12 protein-coding genes are annotated in these 17,953 nt (G+C 69.7%); 4 read left to right on the forward strand and 8 right to left on the reverse strand.

Annotated elements, in window-relative coordinates; all coding sequences use genetic code 11:
• Positions 1–14 precede the first annotated feature (14 nt).
• A complete protein-coding gene (locus ALSL_RS03790; RefSeq protein WP_126536575.1) occupies positions 15–2,615 on the reverse strand; it encodes a glycosyltransferase family 2 protein in 2,601 nt (866 codons plus the stop codon).
• A 255-nt stretch (positions 2,616–2,870) separates the two neighbouring features.
• Here ALSL_RS03790 and ALSL_RS03795 point away from each other — a divergent pair, with 255 nt between their 5' ends.
• Positions 2,871–4,574, forward strand: coding sequence for an ArnT family glycosyltransferase (locus ALSL_RS03795; protein WP_231700284.1), 1,704 nt, complete (start codon positions 2,871–2,873; stop codon positions 4,572–4,574).
• A gap of 20 nt (positions 4,575–4,594) precedes the next feature.
• Here the strand turns inward: ALSL_RS03795 and ALSL_RS03800 are convergent, their stop codons facing one another.
• Positions 4,595–5,212 carry a YrbL family protein gene (locus ALSL_RS03800; RefSeq protein WP_126536579.1) on the reverse strand — a complete coding sequence of 206 codons (618 nt, stop codon included), beginning with the start codon at positions 5,210–5,212 and terminating at the stop codon, positions 4,595–4,597.
• A 161-nt stretch (positions 5,213–5,373) separates the two neighbouring features.
• On the opposite strand from ALSL_RS03800, the gene ALSL_RS03805 reads away from it, so the two are divergent.
• Positions 5,374–7,293: an LTA synthase family protein gene (locus ALSL_RS03805; protein ID WP_126536581.1), complete on the forward strand. Its 1,920-nt coding sequence runs from the start codon at positions 5,374–5,376 to the stop codon at positions 7,291–7,293.
• On the opposite strand, the gene ALSL_RS03810 is transcribed toward ALSL_RS03805, so the two are convergent.
• The 3 genes from ALSL_RS03810 to ALSL_RS03820 form a co-directional block, all read right to left on the reverse strand.
• Positions 7,294–7,899, reverse strand: coding sequence for a cysteine hydrolase family protein (locus ALSL_RS03810; RefSeq protein WP_126536583.1), 606 nt, complete (start codon positions 7,897–7,899; stop codon positions 7,294–7,296).
• A 23-nt stretch (positions 7,900–7,922) separates the two neighbouring features.
• Entirely contained in the window at positions 7,923–8,366 is a 444-nt protein-coding gene (locus tag ALSL_RS03815; protein WP_126536585.1) for a PA2169 family four-helix-bundle protein, read from the reverse strand.
• Between the two features lie 170 nt (positions 8,367–8,536).
• The gene (locus ALSL_RS03820) at positions 8,537–9,001 is read right to left on the reverse strand and encodes a Dps family protein (RefSeq protein ID WP_126536587.1); all 465 of its coding nucleotides are present in this window, start codon (positions 8,999–9,001) and stop codon (positions 8,537–8,539) included.
• A 113-nt stretch (positions 9,002–9,114) separates the two neighbouring features.
• Between ALSL_RS03820 and hrpA the strand changes: the two genes are divergently transcribed.
• Positions 9,115–13,161: an ATP-dependent RNA helicase HrpA gene (hrpA, locus tag ALSL_RS03825; protein WP_126536589.1), complete on the forward strand. Its 4,047-nt coding sequence runs from the start codon at positions 9,115–9,117 to the stop codon at positions 13,159–13,161.
• Between the two features lie 68 nt (positions 13,162–13,229).
• Here hrpA and ALSL_RS03830 read toward each other — a convergent pair whose 3' ends face one another.
• A complete protein-coding gene (locus ALSL_RS03830; protein ID WP_126536591.1) occupies positions 13,230–13,790 on the reverse strand; it encodes a hypothetical protein in 561 nt (186 codons plus the stop codon).
• Positions 13,791–13,975: 185 nt separating this feature from the next.
• Positions 13,976–14,848, reverse strand: coding sequence for a LysR family transcriptional regulator (locus ALSL_RS03835; protein WP_126536593.1), 873 nt, complete (start codon positions 14,846–14,848; stop codon positions 13,976–13,978).
• Between the two features lie 97 nt (positions 14,849–14,945).
• Here ALSL_RS03835 and ALSL_RS03840 point away from each other — a divergent pair, with 97 nt between their 5' ends.
• Positions 14,946–15,953 carry a YeiH family protein gene (locus ALSL_RS03840; protein ID WP_126536595.1) on the forward strand — a complete coding sequence of 336 codons (1,008 nt, stop codon included), beginning with the start codon at positions 14,946–14,948 and terminating at the stop codon, positions 15,951–15,953.
• Between the two features lie 7 nt (positions 15,954–15,960).
• Here ALSL_RS03840 and dxs read toward each other — a convergent pair whose 3' ends face one another.
• A complete protein-coding gene (dxs, locus tag ALSL_RS03845; RefSeq protein WP_126536597.1) occupies positions 15,961–17,850 on the reverse strand; it encodes a 1-deoxy-D-xylulose-5-phosphate synthase in 1,890 nt (629 codons plus the stop codon).
• Between the last annotated feature and the right edge of the window lie 103 nt (positions 17,851–17,953).

A 17,953-nucleotide genomic window follows, 5' to 3' on the forward strand; every position in this document is an offset into this window, starting at 1 on the left:
GCGTCAAGGCCGGCTCAGCCGGTCTCGTCGCCGGAGCGGAAGGCGATCCAGGCGCCGGCCATCGCCGAAAGGTAGGGAATGGACTGCGCGGCCAGGATCACCATCCACAGCGTGCCCTCGACGTAGCGCGTGCCGTAGTGCAGCGCCATGCCGAGGACGCACAGCGCGAGCGCGACCGCCATCAGCACTTCCTCGCGCACCGGGGCGAAGGCGGCGAAGCTCGATTCGCCCAGGCGCCTGCTTTTGGCGGTGACGACGAAGGCGGTCTTCTTGCGGGTGAGGCCGTGCAGGATGCCGCGCGCGATGGCGTGCGACAGGCCCATGCTGGCCAGCGAGGCCATCAGCGTGTCGTACCAGCCGCATGGCACGCGGGCGCGGTAGAGCACGATGCCGAAGATCGCCTTGGCGAAGAAGAAGCCGATCACCGGGATCAGGAACAGCTGCATCGGCAGGCTGAAGTATTGCGGGGCGGCCACCATGCCGGCGGTCCAGTAGATCGCCATCAGGGTAAAGATCAGGTGCAGCGCGTCGGCGAACCAGCTGAACCAGCCGGTGAGGAAGTGGAAGCGCTGCCCGGCGGTGAGCGGGCCGGGCCGGGTCAGCCACTCCCAGCGCCCCTTGAGGATCTGCATGGCGCCGAACGCCCAGCGGTAGCGCTGGCTCTTGTAGGCCTTGAAGTCGGCCGGGGTGAGCCCCTTGCCCATCAGCTCGTCGACGTAGACCAGCTCGTAGCCGGCGTGCATCAGGCGCAGGCCGAGCTCGGCATCCTCGCAGATGGTCCACTCCGACCAGCCGCCGGTGCCTTCCAGCGCGCTGCGCCGGACCATGGTCATGGTGCCGTGCTGGATGATCGCGTTGCGCTCGTTGCGGTGGTGCATGCCGATGCGGAAGAAGCCGTCGTATTCCCACGCGGTCATGCGGCGGAAGCGGTTGTGCTCGAAATCGCGGTGCGCCTGCGGGCACTGCACCACCGCGATCTTCGGCTCGTGGAAGTAGCCGGTCAGACGCGACAGCCAGTCCGGCCGCACCACGTAGTCGGCGTCGATCACCGCGATGACCTCGGCGCGCGGGTCGGTTTCCTTGAGCGCGAAATTGAGCGCGCCGGCCTTGAAGCCCGGCCACGGATCGAGATGGAAGAAGCGGAAGCGCACGCCGAGCTTTTCGCAGTAGTCGCGCACCGGCTGCCACACCTCGGGGTTCTTGGTGTTGTTGTCGATCACCAGCACCTCGTAGTGCTGGTAGTCGAGCGCGGCGAGCGAATCCAGGGTGACGATCACCATCTCCGGCGGCTCGTTGTGGCAGGGCAGGTGGATGGAAACGAACGGCTGCCGGCCCGGCGGCTCGGGCGGCAGCAGGCCGGCGTGGCGCAGCCAGCCGCGGTTCCACAACACCTCGGTGAACTCGAAGCCGTTGATGAGCAGGATGGCGAGAATGGCGAGCTGGGCCGGGAACAGCAGCACCAGCATGGCCCAGTCGATCCAGCTCAGATAGAAGTTGAACGGCAGCGTGGCCGACCACACGATGAGCCCGGCGGCGAGCTGGATCAGCAGGCAGAAGAACAGCCGCCCCATCGTCTTGTAGCGGTTGAAACGGCGCGCGAACCACACCATCGGCAGCAGCGCGAGCAGGCTCGCGGCGAGCGCCTTCCAGGGCCAGGCGGTGTCCTCGGTCACCGGCCCGGTGAAGGGGAACTTCGGCTGCCGGCTGGCGTCGAACACGCCCCAGTACGCGCCGGTGCGGCCTTCGCCCAAGTTTTCCTTCCACGGCTGGTCGAAGGCTTCCAGGATGTAGTAGTCGATGCCCTCGCGCTTGGCCGCGTTCAGCCAGTCGCGGATGAAGATCGCCTCGTCGGAGACCGAGGGCGTGGCGTACTCGTGGCGGTCGCCGTTGGACGGCCAGCCGATCTCGCCCACCACCACGTGCTTGTCCGGATACAGGTGGCGGATGTTCTCGTAGGCGCCGAGCGCGGCGGCGACCGCGTCCTTGCGCGGCACGCCGTTCCAGAACGGGAACAGGTGGATGGTGATGAAATCCACGTGCTGGGCCAGCTCGGGATACTTGATCCATACGTAGTCCGGCTCGGCCACCGACACCGGTTGGCGGATCGCCGCGCGTGCGCGGTCGAGATAGGCCTCGACCTGGGTCACGTCCAGGTCGCCGCGGAACAGCACCTCGTTGCCGACGATCACCCGCTCGATGGTGTCCGGGTAGCGGCGGGCGAGCGCGATCAGCGCGTCGAGTTCCTTTTCGTTGTTGGCCAGCCGGGTGTCGATCTGCGCGCCGGCGGTGACCTTGATGCCATGCCGCTGCGCCAGTCGGTAGACCTGCGGGTTCTCCAGCGTCGAATAGGTGCGGATGCGGTCGGTATAGCGGCGCAGCAGGGTGAGATCGGCGTCGATCTCCGCCTCGCTCGGGAACTCGCCCTTGAGCGGGTTCTGGTAGCGCTGGAAGGCCGAAAGCGAGAAACCGTTGATCGGCCCGTGCCAGTCGTCCGGACCGTGCGGCAGGTTGCTCCACCACCACAGCGCCAGGTTGAGCGCGGCCACGACGAGCGCGAGCACGATGGCGGTGAGCAGCGGGTGTCGGCTGTCGTGGGTGGCTGGTGTGGCGGTCAAGTCGGTCCCCGTGGCAGCCTCCTGAGGGCGAGGCAATGGAACCGTGCGAGCTTACCGAGGCGGCCCCGGGCGCTCAATAAAGTTCGGCTGGCGCCGGTCAGCACGAAGTCAGGCCATTGTCCAAAGCGGCCCGCAAGCTAGCGCCGCGTAGGCTGCGGTTTTTGTCACACTGCCGCTCGGCCTTTAAGGCACACCTCAAAACCCATGCGAACCGACGATCGATCCCCTGTCGCGCGGCACGCCTTCGGCGGCCTGATGCTGCTGGCCCTGGTGGTGCTGGGCGCCGGTATCGGCCTGCGCGATCCCTGGCCGCCGGACGAGCCGCGCTTTGCGCTGGTCGCCCGGCAGATGCTCGAGAGAGGGCAGTGGCTGTTTCCCCATCGCGGCCACGAGCTGTATGCCGACAAGCCGCCGCTCTTGATGTGGTGCGAGGCGCTGATGTTCGCGCTGACGCACGGCTGGCGCGGCGCTTTCTTGCTGCCCTCGCTGCTGGCCGGGCTGGGTACCCTCATCGTGCTGTACCGCACCGCGCGGCGGCTGTGGGATGCGCGCATCGGCCTGTATGCCGCCGCGCTGCTGCTGGCGACCTTCCAGTTCGTCGAAGTGGTGCGCCACGCGCAGATCGATCCGCTGCTGCTGTTCTGCATCACCGCCGGCAACGCCGGCATCCTCGTGCACTGCCTGCGTGGGCCGGACTGGCGCGCGTTCTGGCTCGGCTGCTTCGCCGCGGGACTGGGCGTGGTCGCCAAGGGCGTGGGTGTGCTCGCCTTGCTGATGCTGCTGCCCTACCTGTGGGCGCGCCGGCGCGGCTGGCCGGTGACCTTCGCGCAGCGTCGGCGCGCGGCCGAAGACCACGGGCCCGCCGGCCCGCAGGCGGACCGGGTCGCGTCCCCCGGCGACGGCTGGCGCTGGGCGGCGGGGGCGCTGGCCTTTCTGCTGCCGATCCTGGCCTGGCTGGCGCCGATGCTGATCGCCGCGCTCGGCAGCGGCGATGCCGAGCGGCTGGCCTATGTGCACGACCTCTTGTTCCACCAGACCGCCGAGCGCTATGCCGACTCCTGGCAGCACCGCGAGCCGGCGTGGTTCTTCCTGCGCGTGATGATCGTCGACTGGCTGCCGGTGTCACTGCTGATCCCGCTGCTGGTGCCGCGCTGGCGCGAGGACCTGCGCCGGCACGAGGCGCGCGTGCTGCTGCCGCTCGCCTGGTGGATGCTGGCGCTGGTCTTTTTCAGCCTGACGCCGGGCAAGCGCGAGCTCTACATCCTGCCGGCGGTGCCGATGGTGGCGCTGGCGATCGCGCCGCACCTGGATGCACTGCTCGCCCGGCGCTGGCTGCAGCGCACCGCCTTCGTGCTCGCCGTGCTCGCCGGCACCGCGGCGGTGGTTGCCGGTGCCTGGGCGTGGCTCAAGCATCCGCATGCGGCGCAGCGGATCGCCGCCGGCTACGAGCTCACCGATGGCGGCCGCGCGCTGTGGTGGAGCGTGATCGCCGCCGGCGTGCCGTTCCTCGTCGCCGCCGCCTGGCTGCGGCCGCGCCGCGGCGTGATCGCGCTGGTGGCCGGCATGGCCGCGGCATGGGTGATCTGGCCGCTCGCCACCTATCCGCTGCTCGGTGCCAGCCAGTCCGGCCGCGCGATCATGGCGCGGGCCGAGCAGCGGGTCGGGCCGGACGGCGAGATCGGCCTGGTGCTCTGGCGCGAGGAACTGCTGCTGCAGGCGCGCCGTCCGGTCGCCGAGTTCGGCTTCTCGCGGCGTGCCGAGGACCAGCTGCGCGATGCGCTCGCCTGGCAGGCGCAGGCCCCGGCGCGGCGCTGGATCCTGATCGACAGCGACGCCATGGGCCGCTGCGTCGATCCGGCGCGCGCGGTCTCGCTCGGCGTGGCCAACCGCAACGCGTGGTGGCTGTTCGATGCCGCGGCGGTGCGCGAGGCCTGCCGCCCCGCCGCGGCCGGTCGCTGAGCGCGTGCCGCCCGGGGCGCTCAGCCGCGCGGCGTGGCGCGGGTGCGCTCGACCATGCGGCGGAACTTGAGCCGGGTGCGGTACGCGTTGTGGCGGCGGCTCATCGAACAGTGCGGAATCAGGTTCTTCTCGCCGAAGCCGTCGATCATCACCAGCCGCGGGCCGCCGCGCGAGTCGCTGCCGTAGACCACGTTCCAGGCGTGCAGGTCGCCGGCGATGACGTCGTGTTCCAGCAGGCTGGCGAGGAAGGCCTCCAGTGCGGCCTCGACTTCCGCGGTGAAGCCGTCACGGCGTACCCAGGCATCCAGGGTCGGGGCGAGGCCGCCGTCGGCGCCGCGCACCTTCTCCACCACCAGACCGAGGCCGAGATCGGTGTCCTCCAGCCCGGCCACGCGCGAAAGCGGGCTCGGGCTGGCCGGCGCGCGGTGGCGCGAGACGACGTATTCCTTGAACTCGCGCACGAAGGTGCCATAGGGACCGGTGCGCTGCCGGCGCCGGTACCAGGGCGCATGGCGCCAACGCTCGTTCACGACGTCCTCCCGCAGCACTTTGACCAAGAGATCGGGATCGTGCGGATGCGCGTAGATGAGGCGCAGATGGCCGCTGGCAAGCGGCGGGCGGTCTCGAAGGGCGAGCATGCGTCCTCGCGGGCTGGCAAAATCGGCATTGTGCGCGATCCCTCGTCGGCCTGCCGTCGCGGCGCCGCGATCCGCGCCATCCTGCCTCGCCCCGCCGCACGGGCGAGCGCCTTCCACCCGTGCCTGCGCTCGCCGCCGGCCGTCTTGCGGAGAGTATCCACATGCGTCGTTTGAGCTGGCGTTTTTTCATCGCCGCGCTGCTGTTCCTCAGCCTGAGCCGGCTCGGCCTGGCGTTGTGGCAGTGGCCGCGCGTGCGCGATGCGGGTGGTCTCGCGCCCATCCTCCTCGGCGGCCTGCGCATCGACCTCAGCCTGCTGGCGATGATCCTGACCCTGCCGGCGCTGCTGTCGCCGTGGCTCGGCCATCGCCCGCTGGCAGCCAGGCTCACCGCCTGGTGGTATCGCCTGTGGTGGCTGCTGCTGGTGCTGCTGGAGGTGTCCACGCCGCAATTCATCATCGAGTACGACACCCGTCCGAACCGGCTGTATTTCGAATACTTGAGCCACCCGCGCGAAGTGACGGCGATGCTCTGGCACGGCTACAAGGGCGTGCTGTTCGCCGGCGTGGCGGTGCTGGCCGTGCTCGGCTGGCTGGGGTTTCGCCTGCTGCCGACGCGCCTGCGTGACCGGCCCATGCGGATGGCGCTGCGCGTACCGGTGACCGCGGTGCTGTTTGCCGTGTTGTTCCTCGCCGCGCGCGGCACGCTGGAGCATCGCCCGCTCAACGCCGCGCAGGTGGCCTTCAGCAGCGACGGCATGGTCAATGCGCTGCCGCTCAACTCGCTCTACAGCGTGGCCAACGCCGCCCTCGCGATGAGCAGCGAGCGCTCGGCCGCGGCGGTCTACGGCAAGCTGCCGGAAGCAGAGATGCATGCCATCGTGCGGCGCAGCGCGCACCTGGACGGGCCGATGCTCGACCCGCGCTATCCCAGCCTGCACTATCAGCAGGCCAGCGCCAGGCCGCCGCGCCCGTACAACCTGGTCATCATCGTCGAGGAGAGCCTGGGCGCGCAGTTCGTCGGCAGCCTGGGCGGACGCGACCTCACGCCCAACATCGACGCGCTCGGCAAGCAGGGCTGGCTGCTCGCGCGCACCTATGCCACCGGCACGCGCTCGGTGCGCGGGCTGGAGGCGCTGACCACCGGCTTCCTGCCGACCCCGGCCGAGGCGGTGCTCAAGCTGCCGCGCAGCCAGCACGGCTTCTTCACCATCGCCGGCCTGCTCGGCGAGTTCGGCTACCACTCGCGCTTCGTCTACGGCGGCGAGGCGCACTTCGACAACATGAAGGGCTTCTTCCTCGGCAACGGCTTCGACGAGGTGATCGACCAGGCCAAGTTCGCCATCAAACCCGGCTTCGTCGGCTCCTGGGGCGCCAGCGACGAGGACATGTTCAACGAGCTGCACCACCGCCTGCTGGAGGACGAAAAGACCGGCAAACCGGCCTTCACCCTGGCCTTCAGCGTGTCCAACCACACGCCATGGGAGTATCCCAAGGGCCGCATCCAGCCGCAGGGCGACCCGGCCAGCGTGGACAACACCGTGCGCTACGCGGACTGGTCGATCGGGCAGTTCTTCGCCAAGGCCAGGCAATCGCCCTATTGGGACCACACCGTGTTCCTGCTGGTCGCCGACCACGACGCGCGCGTGTTCGGCGCCAGCCTGGTGCCGGTGCGGCATTTCCACATTCCCGCGCTGATCCTCGGCGCCGGCGTACCCGTGCAGCGCGACGAGCACATCGTCAGCCAGATCGATCTCGCCCCCACGCTGCTGTCGCTGATCGGCGTGAGCAGCGTGCACCCGATGCTGGGCGCCGACCTCACCCGCTTCTATCCGGACCGGGCGATCATGCAGTACGGTGACACCTACGGGTACTTGAAGGGCGATGACCTGCTGGTGCTGGAACCGCACAAGCCGGCCGCGCAGTTCCGTTACGAGGCGGCGGACGAACGACTGACGCCCGCGGCGGTCGATCCGGCACTGGCCAAGGAAGCACTGGCGCACGCGCTGTGGCCGAGCTGGGCCTATCTCAACGAACGCTACCCGCTGCCGCCGCCGGCGTTGCAGCAGCATCCGCCACGCTGATCAGCCTCCAGCGCCGGCGTTCCCCGCGGTCGTGGTGGCCAGCCATTGCGCGTGGCCGCATACGTTCAGACCCACGCTGTCGCTGGCATGGAGCAGGGCGCGTTCGTTGCGTTCGGGCGTGGTGGCGGCCACCGCATCGTCAAGCATGGCGACCCTGAAGCCGCGGATGTGGGCATCGATCGCCGTGCCGAGCACGCAAGCGTCCGTGGCCGCGCCGGCGATCGCCAGGTCCCGCACCTTGAGGAAGGCCAAAAGCGGCGTGAGCTGGGTGTGGAAGAACGCCGAGTGGCGCGACTTGAGCAGGACCACGTCGCCTTCCTGCGGCGCGAGCAGCTCGGCAAGCCTCGCCGATGCAGTGGGACCCTCGCGGACGGTGTAGGCGAGTACGTCCTTCCAGGTGCCCTGCCATTGCTGAAAATTGTCGTTGCAGTAGATCACCGCAATGCCGCGACTTCGGCAGGCCGCAGCCGCAGCGGCCATGGCCGGGGCCGCCTGCTGCTGGGCCTGCGCCAAGCGGTCGCCGTCGACGAAACGGAAATGGCTGAAAACGTCGATCAGCAGCAGCGCGCTGCTCGACGGCCGGGCGGGATCTTCGAGCATGTCCATGCGGTGGCGTCGGGTTCAGGGATTCACTCGTAGGCCCGCTTGAGGTCGCGCATTTCCTCGTGACCGCGCTTGACCGAGGCATAGGCGTTCTCGATGGCGGCACGCACCGGCGCTGCAAGCTCCGTCTGGGCCAGGGCTTCCTCGAATTTGCATTTGATGTGGTCTTCGCCGCGCTCGACCTCCTGCACCACGGCCTTGTCGCCCTTGCTCATGTGCGCGCGCAATTCCATGAACATGCGATGGGCGGAGGCGAGCACGGTGCCGTTGTCGGCCGGTCTGCCGCCCAGCTCGCGCGCCACGGCACGCAATGCGTCCACCACCCGGGCGCGCTCGCCGGCCCAGCGCCGGAAAAGATCGGCGATCATCGGGTTCTTGGCCTGCTCGGCCGCTTCGCCGTAGCCCTGGCTGCTGTCGAGGACCGCTTCGATCAGGCTGTTGAGAATGGCGAGGTCGTGGCTGGCTTGCATGGCAGGACTCCTGGGACGGACGTAACCGGCGTCCGTGCACGATACGCAGCCGCCGTGGCGGCGATGCGTGGGGTGCGTGAATGCGCTCTCGATGAATGCGGGCGACAAAAAAGGCGGCACCCATCGCGGGGTGCCGCCTTTTGGGGCTTGCAACGCCCGTTGCGCGGGTTTTATTTCAGCAGCGCGCGCAGCATCCAGGCGGTCTTTTCGTGCGCCTTCAGGCGGCCGGTGAGCATGTCCACGGTGCCCTCGTCGTCGCCTTCCTCGGCGACCTTGATCGCATCGCGCGCGGTCTGCGCGGCGATCTCGTGGCCTTCCACCAGCTGGTTCACCATGTCCTTCCAGTCGGGGACGCCCGGTTCCTCCTGGATCGAGGTGAGCTTGGCGAACTGGCTGTAGGAGCCGGGCGCGAACACGTCCAGCGTGCGGATGCGCTCGGCGATCTCGTCGGCGGCCAGCCACAGCTCGTTGTACTGGGTCTCGAACATCGTGTGCAGGCTGTTGAAGTGCGGCCCGGTGACGTTCCAGTGGAAGCTGTGGGTCTTGAGATACAGCGAGTAGGTGTCGGCCAGCAGTTTGGACAGCTGCTTGGCGATGGCTTCGCGGTCTTTCTTGGCAATGCCGATGTTGCCCATGGTGTGCAAACTCCTCTGCTTGATATGGCCGTCAGCTTAGCCGGCGGCCGATCGGGGTTGAAATAGCGCTTTTCGATGCTATCGATGTGCTCCGGCTATTTTGTTGTGCATCCATGACCGATTCCGTTCCGTCCGCCGTTTCTGCGGACGCCCTCGACCGATTGCAAGTGGCGCTGGCTGAGGTCTGCAGCCGCGACGTCGGCCGTCTGCGCGGGCGCTGGCGGGCGCTGCGCCGCCAACCGGATGCGGCGAAGATGGCGGCGCTGGCCCGCGACATCGAGGTCTCCGCGGCCAAACGCCGCGCGCGCGCCGCGGCCAAGCCGGCGATCCGGCTGGACGAGTCGCTGCCGATCAGCGCGCGCGCCGAAGAAATCGTCGAGCTGATCCGCCGGCATCCGGTGGTGGTGATCGCCGGCGAGACCGGTTCGGGCAAGACCACGCAGCTGCCCAAGCTGTGCCTGGCCGCCGGCCGTGGCGAGGCCGGCATGATCGGCTGCACCCAGCCGCGCCGGCTTGCCGCGCGTTCGGTGGCGCGGCGCGTGGCCGAGGAACTGGGCACCGCGCTCGGCGACCAGGTCGGCTTCCAGGTGCGCTTCAGCGATCAGGTATCCGAGCGCACGCTGGTCAAGTTCATGACCGACGGCATCCTGCTCGCCGAGACGCAGAGCGATCCGTGGCTGAGCGCCTACGACACGCTGATCATCGACGAGGCACACGAGCGCAGCCTCAACATCGACTTCCTGCTGGGTTACTTGAAGCGACTCGTCGGGCGGCGGCCGGAGCTCAAGCTCATCGTCACCTCGGCGACCATCGACACCGAGCGCTTCGCCGCGCACTTCGACGGTGCGCCGGTGGTGGCGGTGGAGGGGCGCGCGTATCCGGTGGAGGTGCGCTGGCGGCCGCTGGATGCGCTGGGCGAGGCCGCGCGCGGCATCAGCCAGGGCGGCGCCGAGCACATCGCCCACGTGCTCGACGAGATCACCCGCGAGGACCCGCACGGCGACGTGCTGGTGTTCCTGCCCGGCGAGCGCGAGATCCGCGACGCGCATCTGCTGCTCTCGCGCCGGTCGTACCGCGAGACCGAGATCCTCGCGCTCTACGCGCGGCTGTCCGCCGCCGACCAGGACCGCGTGTTCCGCCCGGGACCGAAGCGGCGCGTGGTGCTGGCCACCAACGTCGCCGAAACCTCGCTCACGGTGCCGCGCATCCGCTACGTGATCGACACCGGACTCGCGCGGGTCAAGCGCTACAGCCAGCGCAGCCAGCTCGAACGGCTGTACGTCGAGCCGGTTTCGCAGGCCGCCGCCGAACAGCGCAAGGGCCGCTGCGGACGCGTCGGGCCGGGCGTGTGCTACCGCCTGTACGACGAGGCGGATTTTTCCGCGCGGCCGCGCTTCACCGACCCGGAGCTGCTGCGCTCCTCGCTCGCCAACGTGATCCTGCGCATGCTGGCGCTGAAGCTCGGCGAGGTGGAGGACTTCCCCTTCCTCGACGCGCCGGACCGGCGCGTGGTCGCCGACGGCTATCGTCGGCTGGCCGAGATCGGCGCGATCGACGAGGCCCGCGCGCTCACGCCGATCGGTCGCACGCTGGCGCGGCTGCCGATCGACGTGCAGCTCGCGCGCATGCTGGTGGAGGCGCAGCGGCTCGGCGTGCTGCGTGAGCTGCTCGCCATCGTCGCCTTTCTCGGCATCCAGGATCCGCGCGAGCGTCCGGCGGATGCGCGCCAGCAGGCCGACGCGGCGCACGCCACCTTCGCCGATCCGCGCTCGGACCTGCTCGGCGTGCTCGCGCTGTGGCGCGCCTACGACACGGCGCACGAGGAACTGACGCAGTCCAAACTGCGCGACTGGTGTGCGCGGCATTTCCTGTCTTTCCTGCGCATGCGCGAATGGCGCGAGCTGCATCGACAGCTGCTGCTGACGGTGCAGGAGCTCGGTTGGAAGACCGACGCCGCGCAGAAAGGCCAGGCCGAGGTTTCCGCAGCAGCGCCCCGGCAAGAACGGCATGCGGGACGCGGTGCGCGTGACCGCGACAAGGGTGATCGCAATCTGCCGGCGCGTGCCGGCCCATCCCTCGCGCGGGGCGAGCGCACGGCGCATGGCGGCGATCAGGAAGCCGCCGCGGCCCGTCTCTACGAAGCCATCCACCGCAGCCTGCTCGCCGGCCTGCCCACGCAGGTCGGCCACAAGGACGAGAAGGGTTTCTATCGCGGCACCCGCGAGCGGCGTTTCCAGATCTTCCCCGGTTCCGCGCTGGCCAAGGCCGCGCCGCCGTGGCTGTTCGCCGCGCAGATCCTCGACGTCGGCGGCAGGGTGTGGGGGCTCACCTGCGCGCGCGTCGAGCCGGCGTGGATCGAACAGCAGGCCGCGCATCTCGTGCGCACGAGCTGGCGCGATCCGCACTGGTCGCGCAAGCGCGGCGCGGTGATCGCCTACGAGCAGGTCAGCCTGTTCGGTCTGGTGCTGGTCGAACGCCGGCCGGTGGTGTTCCAGCGGCAGGATCCCAAGCTCGCCCACGCCATCTTCCTGCGCGAGGCGCTGGCGCGCGGCGACATCGACGCCAGGCTCGACTTCCTGGCCGCCAACCGCCGCGTGCTGGAAGAGGCGCACGGCATCGAGGCCAAACAACGCCGCGCGGGACTGGTGCGCGACGAGGATCGGCTCGCCGCGTTCTTCGCCGGCAAGCTGCCCGAGGACATCGCCTCCACCCGCGCCCTGGAAGCCTGGTACCGCCGCGCAAGTCCCGCCGAGCAGGCGGCGCTGCGCTGGTCGCTCGCCGACGTGATGGAGGGCGGTGCGGGGCTCGATCCCAAGGCGTTTCCGGCCGTGTTGGAACTGGCCGCCGACGGCGCAAGCCAGCGCCTGCGCCTGGAGTACCGCTTCGTGCCCGGCGACGAGGCCGACGGCGTGACCCTGCACGTGCCGCTCGCGCTGCTCAACGCACTGCCTGCGGCGCGCTGCGAATGGCTGGTGCCGGGCCTGCTGGCGGAGAAGGTCACCGAGCTCATCCGCGCCCTGCCCAAGGCCTTGCGGCGCAACTTCGTGCCGGCGCCGGATTTCGCCCGCGCCTTCGTCGAGGCCGAGGCGCCGCGCGACGAGCCGCTCACCGCCGCGCTCGCCGCCTTCCTCACCCGTGTCACCGGCGTGGCGGTGGACCCGGACGCCTTCGCCGCGGTGGAACTGCCCGCGCACCTTTGCATGCGCTTTCGCCTGCACGACGAGCACGGCAAGACGCTGGCCGTCTCGCGCGATCTCGCTGCGCTGCGTGCGCAATGGACGGAGCAGGCGCGGGCGGCCTTCTCGCGCAAGACCGATCTCGAACTCGTGCGCGAGGATCTTACCCACTGGGACTTCGACGAGATCCCGCGCGAGGTGTCCTCGTCCGCCGGGCTCAAGGCCTTTCCCGCGCTGGTCGATCTCGGCCAGGCGGCGGCGCTGCGCGTGTTCGAACGCGCGGACGAGGCCGCCGCCGCGCACGTAAAAGGCGTCGAGCGGCTGCTGCGCAATGCGCTCGCCGGCGACTTCAAGCAGGCGCGTCGTCGCCTGCCGATCGCCAACGCACTCGCGCTCAAGTACGCGCCGCTGGGAAGCGTGGATGGCCTGCGCGAAGACCTCGTCGAAGGCGGCTTCGCCGACTGGCTGGCCGGGCGCGATCTCGACGTGCGCAACGCCGCCGCCTTCGAGGCCCTGCGCACGCAGGCTGCGCACGCACTCTTCGCGCATGCGGTGGAGCGGCTCAAGCTGGCCGAGCCGATCATCCTCGCCCAGGCCGAGCTGCGGCCCTGGCTGGAACCGCCGCTGCTCGGCTTTGCGCGGGCAAGCTACGACGACCTGCGCGAGCAGTTCGACGCGCTGCTCGCGCCCGGTTTTCTGCGCGAGCTGCCTGCGGCGCGGCTGGCACATTACCCGCGCTATCTCAAGGCCATGCGCCTGCGCGCCGAACGCCTGCGGCAGGATCCGGCCCGCGACCAGCAGCGCCTGCTGCAGGTGCTGCCGTACTGGCGCGAGTACCTGAAGCGCCGCGCCGGCGGCGCCGACGGGCTGGACGAGTTGCGCTGGCTGATCGAGGAGTGGCGCGTCTCGCTGTTCGCGCAGGAGTTGAAGACCGCCGAGCCGGTTTCGCCCAAGCGCCTGGCCCGCGCGCTGGAATCCGCGTAGCGCCGCAAAAACAGTGCAGGCGCGCTCGCGGTGCCCATGACCCTTGCGCCGAGCCCTTCCGCGGGCGCTCAGCGGCGCCGGCAACCGTAGCGCTCGGCCGTGCGCGTGAGCGTGTCGTCATCGATGCCGTGCGCGATGCGCTCCTGCGTCGTCATGCCGTCCCAGACCGCGACGTCGAGACAGTGACGATCGATCGCGCCGGTCAGGCCGCCGATGACATGGATGATGCCGGCGATACCCTGCGTACGCGGATCGACCATGGTGAAATGGGGTGCCCCCGGGACCAACGCACCCGGCAGGCGGATCGCTGGCGCCGCGGCATGCAGACGCTGGTCGAACGCGCGGCCGCCGGCGACATAACCCTCCGGCGTGGGTGCCACCTGTGCGGGTCCGGTGGGCTGTTCGTCCGCAGTGCCGGACGCGGAGCCTATCGCTGCGGGGCGACCTCGTGTCCCGCCGGCGGGCTGCGCTTCTCCCCCGGCGTGCGGCAGGCGTGACTTGATGCGAGGCGCGCGGACCGTCCGCGGCGGATGGATAATCGCCGGGCTGCTCGAACGCAGCAGACGCAGGCGCAGCGTCTGACCGTATTCGCCCGCAGCGGGCAGCCTGGCACTGTCGGGTGTCGGCATCGGCATCCACAGACAAAACAGCAGGGCGCCGTGTAGAGCGATCAGCAAGGCGAGCCAGGCAGATGCGTCCTCCGGCGGCCCGCACGGATCTGCCGTCGAAGATCATGGGTTCCCTCCGTTCTCGTCGGGCGACGATGCTTGCGACCCGCCACGGCGAGTCCGGGTTCCCGCGTCACGCGCCCTGGTCAGAGCGTGGCGAGGAACGCCTCCAGCACTGCGCCGCGATAGGCGCGGCGGTGCAGCAATACGGAGAGCTTGCGGTGCAGGTCGAGGAAGGGCGTCTTGAGGACGCAGAGCCGGCCTGCGGCGGCATCGGCGGCGACCGCCACGGCGGGCAGGCAGGCGATGCCGAGGCCGGCGATCACCGCCTGTTTGATCGCCTCGGTCTGATCCAGTTCCAGCACCGTCTCGCCGGGCGGCAGCGCGGCCAGGGCGCGCTCGCTCAAGCTGCGCGTGGCCGAGCCCGGTTCGCGCAGTACCCAGCGCGCGCCGGCGAAATGCGCAGGCTTCAGCCGCTTGCGGGCGGCGAGCGGATGTGCCGGCGGCGCGCAGACCACCAGCGCGTCGTCGCGCCACGACCGCACTTCCAGCGCCGGATGGGTGACCGGGCCTTCCACGCAGCCCAAGTCCAGCGCATGGTCGAGCAACGCGGCGACGATGGTCGCGGTGTTGGATACGCGCAGACGCACGGAGACCTGCGGGTGCGCGTGCACGAACGCGCCGAGCAGTTCGCCCACGCGGTAGTTGCCGACCGTGTTGCTGGTGCCCAGCCGCAGTTCGCCGGTGAGGGCGGCGTCATCGGCGCCGAGTCTGGCCAGTTCCGCATGGCGCTCCAGGAGTTCCTGCGCGCGCGGCAGCAGTTCGCGGCCGCGTGCGTTGAGCCGCAAGCGGCCGCGGATGCGGTCGAACAGGGGCGTGCCGAGCTGCCGTTCCAGTTCGGCGAGCGCCATGCTGGCGGCCGGCTGGGTGAGATGCACGTGCGCGGCGGCGGCGCGCAGGCTGCCCAGCAACGCGGTATGCACGAACACGGCGAGTTGGCGTGCGCTGATGTTGAGCATCAGAAAACCTGATGAAGCCTATCAAACATACAAAGTTTTACTGAAGGATGGCCAGGCGGAGAATACGCCGTGCGACATCTGTCCTGCGGAGTGCGCCATGAATCTTTCCGGGTCCACCCGGCGCGGTGTGTTGCCGGGGCTGGCGCTGGCCGTGGCCATCGCCGCACTCGCCCATGTGCTGGGGCATCGGTTTCCATTGCTCGGCGGGCCGGTGATCGGCATCGCGCTCGGCATCGCCCTGCGCAACACGCTGTCCCTGGGCGCGCGCTTCACTGCCGGCATCCGTTTCGCCGGTAAGCAGGTGCTGCAGGCGTCCATCGTCCTGCTCGGCTTCGGGCTCGGCCTCGACCAGGTGGCGCGGACCGGCCTCGAGTCGCTGTCGGTGACACTGGCGACGATGAGCGTGGCGTTCCTCACCGCCTGGGGACTCGGCCGCCTCCTCGGCGTGCACGACAAGCTGATGCTGCTGATCGGCGTGGGCACGGCGATCTGCGGCGGCTCGGCGATCGCCGCGGTGACGCCGATCATCAAGCCGGACGAGCACGACACCGCCTTCGCCATCTCGACCATCTTCCTGTTCAATCTGGTCGCAGTGCTGCTGTTTCCGGCGCTCGGGCATCTGCTGCATCTTTCCGACCTTGGCTTCGGCCTGTGGGCCGGCACCGCGATCAACGACACCTCGTCGGTGGTGGCCGCGGGCTACAGCTACAGCCACGCGGCGGGCGACTACGCGACCATCGTCAAGCTGACCCGCGCCACGCTGATCATCCCGATCTGCATCGTGCTGGCGCTGGCCACCGCCGCGCGGGCGAGGCGGCGCGGCGCGACCGATCTGCACCTCGGGCGCATCTTTCCGTGGTTCATCCTGTGGTTCCTGGTCGCCTCGGGCGTGCGTACGGCAGGCTGGCTGCCGGCCACGCTGCTGGCGCCGCTGCATGCGCTGGCCGAGTTCTTGATCGTGGTCGCGCTCACCGCGATCGGGCTTTCCGCCGACCTGCGCAAGATGGTGGCGACCGGACCGAAGCCGATCCTGCTCGGCCTCGGCGTGTGGGCGGCGGTGGCGGTGAGCAGCCTCTTGGTGCAGCGGGCGATCGGCCGCTGGTGAGGACTTTTCAGCCCAGGTATGCCGCCGCGGTGAAATAGGCGGGAAAGCGCGCCTGGATCGCACGCCGGATGCCGGGCAGGTCGAGCCCGGCCAGGCTCAGCACCTCCTCGCGGCTGCCGTGTTCCAGATAGGCATCGGGCAGGCCCAGATGCAGGATCGGCATGACGATGCCATGGGCGGCCAGGCATTCGGCCACGCCCGAGCCGGCGCCGCCGGCTATCACGTTGTCCTCCAGCGTGACCAGCGCCTCGTGGGTGCGGGCGATGTCCAGGATCAGCGCCTCGTCCAGCGGTTTGACGAAGCGCATGTTGACCAGCGTGGCGTCGAGTTCGGCGGCGATCTCGGCCGCTGGCGCGAGCATGGCGCCGAAGCTGAGCAGGGCCAGGCCGCGGCCGCGCCGACGCAGCTCGGCCTTGCCGATCGGCAGGGTGTCGAGCGCCTTGGCGACCGCCACCCCGGGCCCGGTGCCGCGCGGATAGCGCACCGCCGCCGGGCCGGGATAGGCGAAGGCGGTGGTGAGCATCATCCGGCATTCGTTCTCGTCGGCCGGCGCCATCACCACCATGTTCGGCAGGCAGCGCAGGAAGGAGAGATCGAAACTGCCCGCATGGGTGGCGCCGTCCGGGCCGACCACGCCGGCGCGGTCGACGGCGAAAGTGACGTCGAGGTTCTGCAGGGCGACGTCGTGGATGGCCTGATCGTAGGCGCGCTGCAGGAAGGTGGAATAGATCGCCACCACCGGCTTGGCGCCCTCGCAGGCCATGCCGGCGGCCAGCGTCACCGCGTGCTGCTCGGCGATGGCGACGTCGAAATAGCGCTCGGGGTATTCCCTGGAGAAGCGCACCAGCCCGGAACCCTCGCGCATGGCCGGGGTGATGCCGAACAGTCGCGGGTCGGCGGCGGCCATGTCGCACAGCCAGTCGCCGAACACGTCCGTGTAGGTGGGCCTGGCCGTACCCGGTTTCTTCACCACGCCGGCCTGCGGGTCGAACGGGCCCACCGCGTGGTACTCGATCTGCGCCCGTTCGGCGGGCGGATAGCCCTTGCCCTTGGTGGTGATGACATGCAGAAGCTGCGGCCCCGGCAGCTGCTTGACCGTGCGCAGCGAGGCCAGCAGCTGTGGCAGGTCATGGCCGTCGATCGGGCCGGTGTAGTGGAAACCGAGTTCCTCGAACAGCGTGGAGGGCATGAACATGCCCTTGGCGTGCTCCTCCCAGCGCTTGAAGAAGCGGCCCATCAGCGATTGCTTGGGAATGGCGCGCTTGGCGCGTTCGCGCCAGCTGTTGAGCGTGCGGTTGGTGAGCAGGCGCGCCAGCATCTTGGTCAGCCCGCCGACGTTCTCGCTGATCGACATGCCATTGTCGTTGAGGATCACCAGCAGATCCGCATCGACGTCGCCGCCGTGGTTCATCGCCTCGTAGGCCATGCCGGCGGTCATCGCGCCGTCACCGATCACGGCGACGATCTTGCGCCGGTCGCCACGGCGCTGGTTGGCGATGGCCATGCCCAGCGCCGCCGAGATCGAGGTGGACGAATGGCCGACGCCGAAGGTGTCGTACTCGCTCTCCTCGCGGCGCGGGAACGGTGCCAGGCCGTCCTTCTGCTTGATCGTGGTGATGCGGTCGCGCCGGCCGGTGAGGATCTTGTGCGGATAGCACTGATGACCCACGTCCCAGACCAGCCGGTCGTGCGGGGTATCGAAGACGTAGTGCAGCGCGACGGTGAGCTCGACCACGCCCAGCCCCGCGCCGAAGTGACCGCCGGAGCTGGCGACCGATTCGATCAGGTAGCCGCGCAGTTCCTCGGCCACCTGGGGGAGTTCCTCGTCGGACAGGCGACGCAGGTCGGCCGGCGAGTCGATGTGCGCCAGCCGCGGATAGCGGGAAAGAGTGTCCATCGGGCTATTGTTGGACCGCGGCCCTGCCGGGGCAAGGGTGGCCGCGGCGCCGTAGGCAGGGCGTTCAGCCCGTCTGCACGGGGCGCAGACAGCGGCCGCGGCA

It is taken from the genome of Aerosticca soli, from assembly GCF_003967035.1.
Taxonomy (GTDB): Bacteria; Pseudomonadota; Gammaproteobacteria; order Xanthomonadales; family Rhodanobacteraceae; genus Aerosticca; species Aerosticca soli.

What these genes read in the sequence shown, in the direction of transcription:
- ALSL_RS03795 (WP_231700284.1), top strand. Translation starts at nt 2,871, where the DNA reads ATGCTGCTGGCCCTGGTGGTGCTGGGCGCCGGTATCGGCCTGCGCGAT.
- ALSL_RS03800 (WP_126536579.1), bottom strand. Translation starts at nt 5,212, where the DNA reads ATGCTCGCCCTTCGAGACCGCCCGCCGCTTGCCAGCGGCCATCTGCGC.
- ALSL_RS03805 (WP_126536581.1), top strand. Translation starts at nt 5,374, where the DNA reads ATGCGTCGTTTGAGCTGGCGTTTTTTCATCGCCGCGCTGCTGTTCCTC.
- ALSL_RS03810 (WP_126536583.1), bottom strand. Translation starts at nt 7,899, where the DNA reads ATGGACATGCTCGAAGATCCCGCCCGGCCGTCGAGCAGCGCGCTGCTG.
- ALSL_RS03815 (WP_126536585.1), bottom strand. Translation starts at nt 8,366, where the DNA reads ATGCAAGCCAGCCACGACCTCGCCATTCTCAACAGCCTGATCGAAGCG.
- ALSL_RS03820 (WP_126536587.1), bottom strand. Translation starts at nt 9,001, where the DNA reads ATGGGCAACATCGGCATTGCCAAGAAAGACCGCGAAGCCATCGCCAAG.
- hrpA (WP_126536589.1), top strand. Translation starts at nt 9,115, where the DNA reads ATGACCGATTCCGTTCCGTCCGCCGTTTCTGCGGACGCCCTCGACCGA.
- ALSL_RS03830 (WP_126536591.1), bottom strand. Translation starts at nt 13,790, where the DNA reads ATGCCGACACCCGACAGTGCCAGGCTGCCCGCTGCGGGCGAATACGGT.
- ALSL_RS03835 (WP_126536593.1), bottom strand. Translation starts at nt 14,848, where the DNA reads ATGCTCAACATCAGCGCACGCCAACTCGCCGTGTTCGTGCATACCGCG.
- ALSL_RS03840 (WP_126536595.1), top strand. Translation starts at nt 14,946, where the DNA reads ATGAATCTTTCCGGGTCCACCCGGCGCGGTGTGTTGCCGGGGCTGGCG.
- dxs (WP_126536597.1), bottom strand. Translation starts at nt 17,850, where the DNA reads ATGGACACTCTTTCCCGCTATCCGCGGCTGGCGCACATCGACTCGCCG.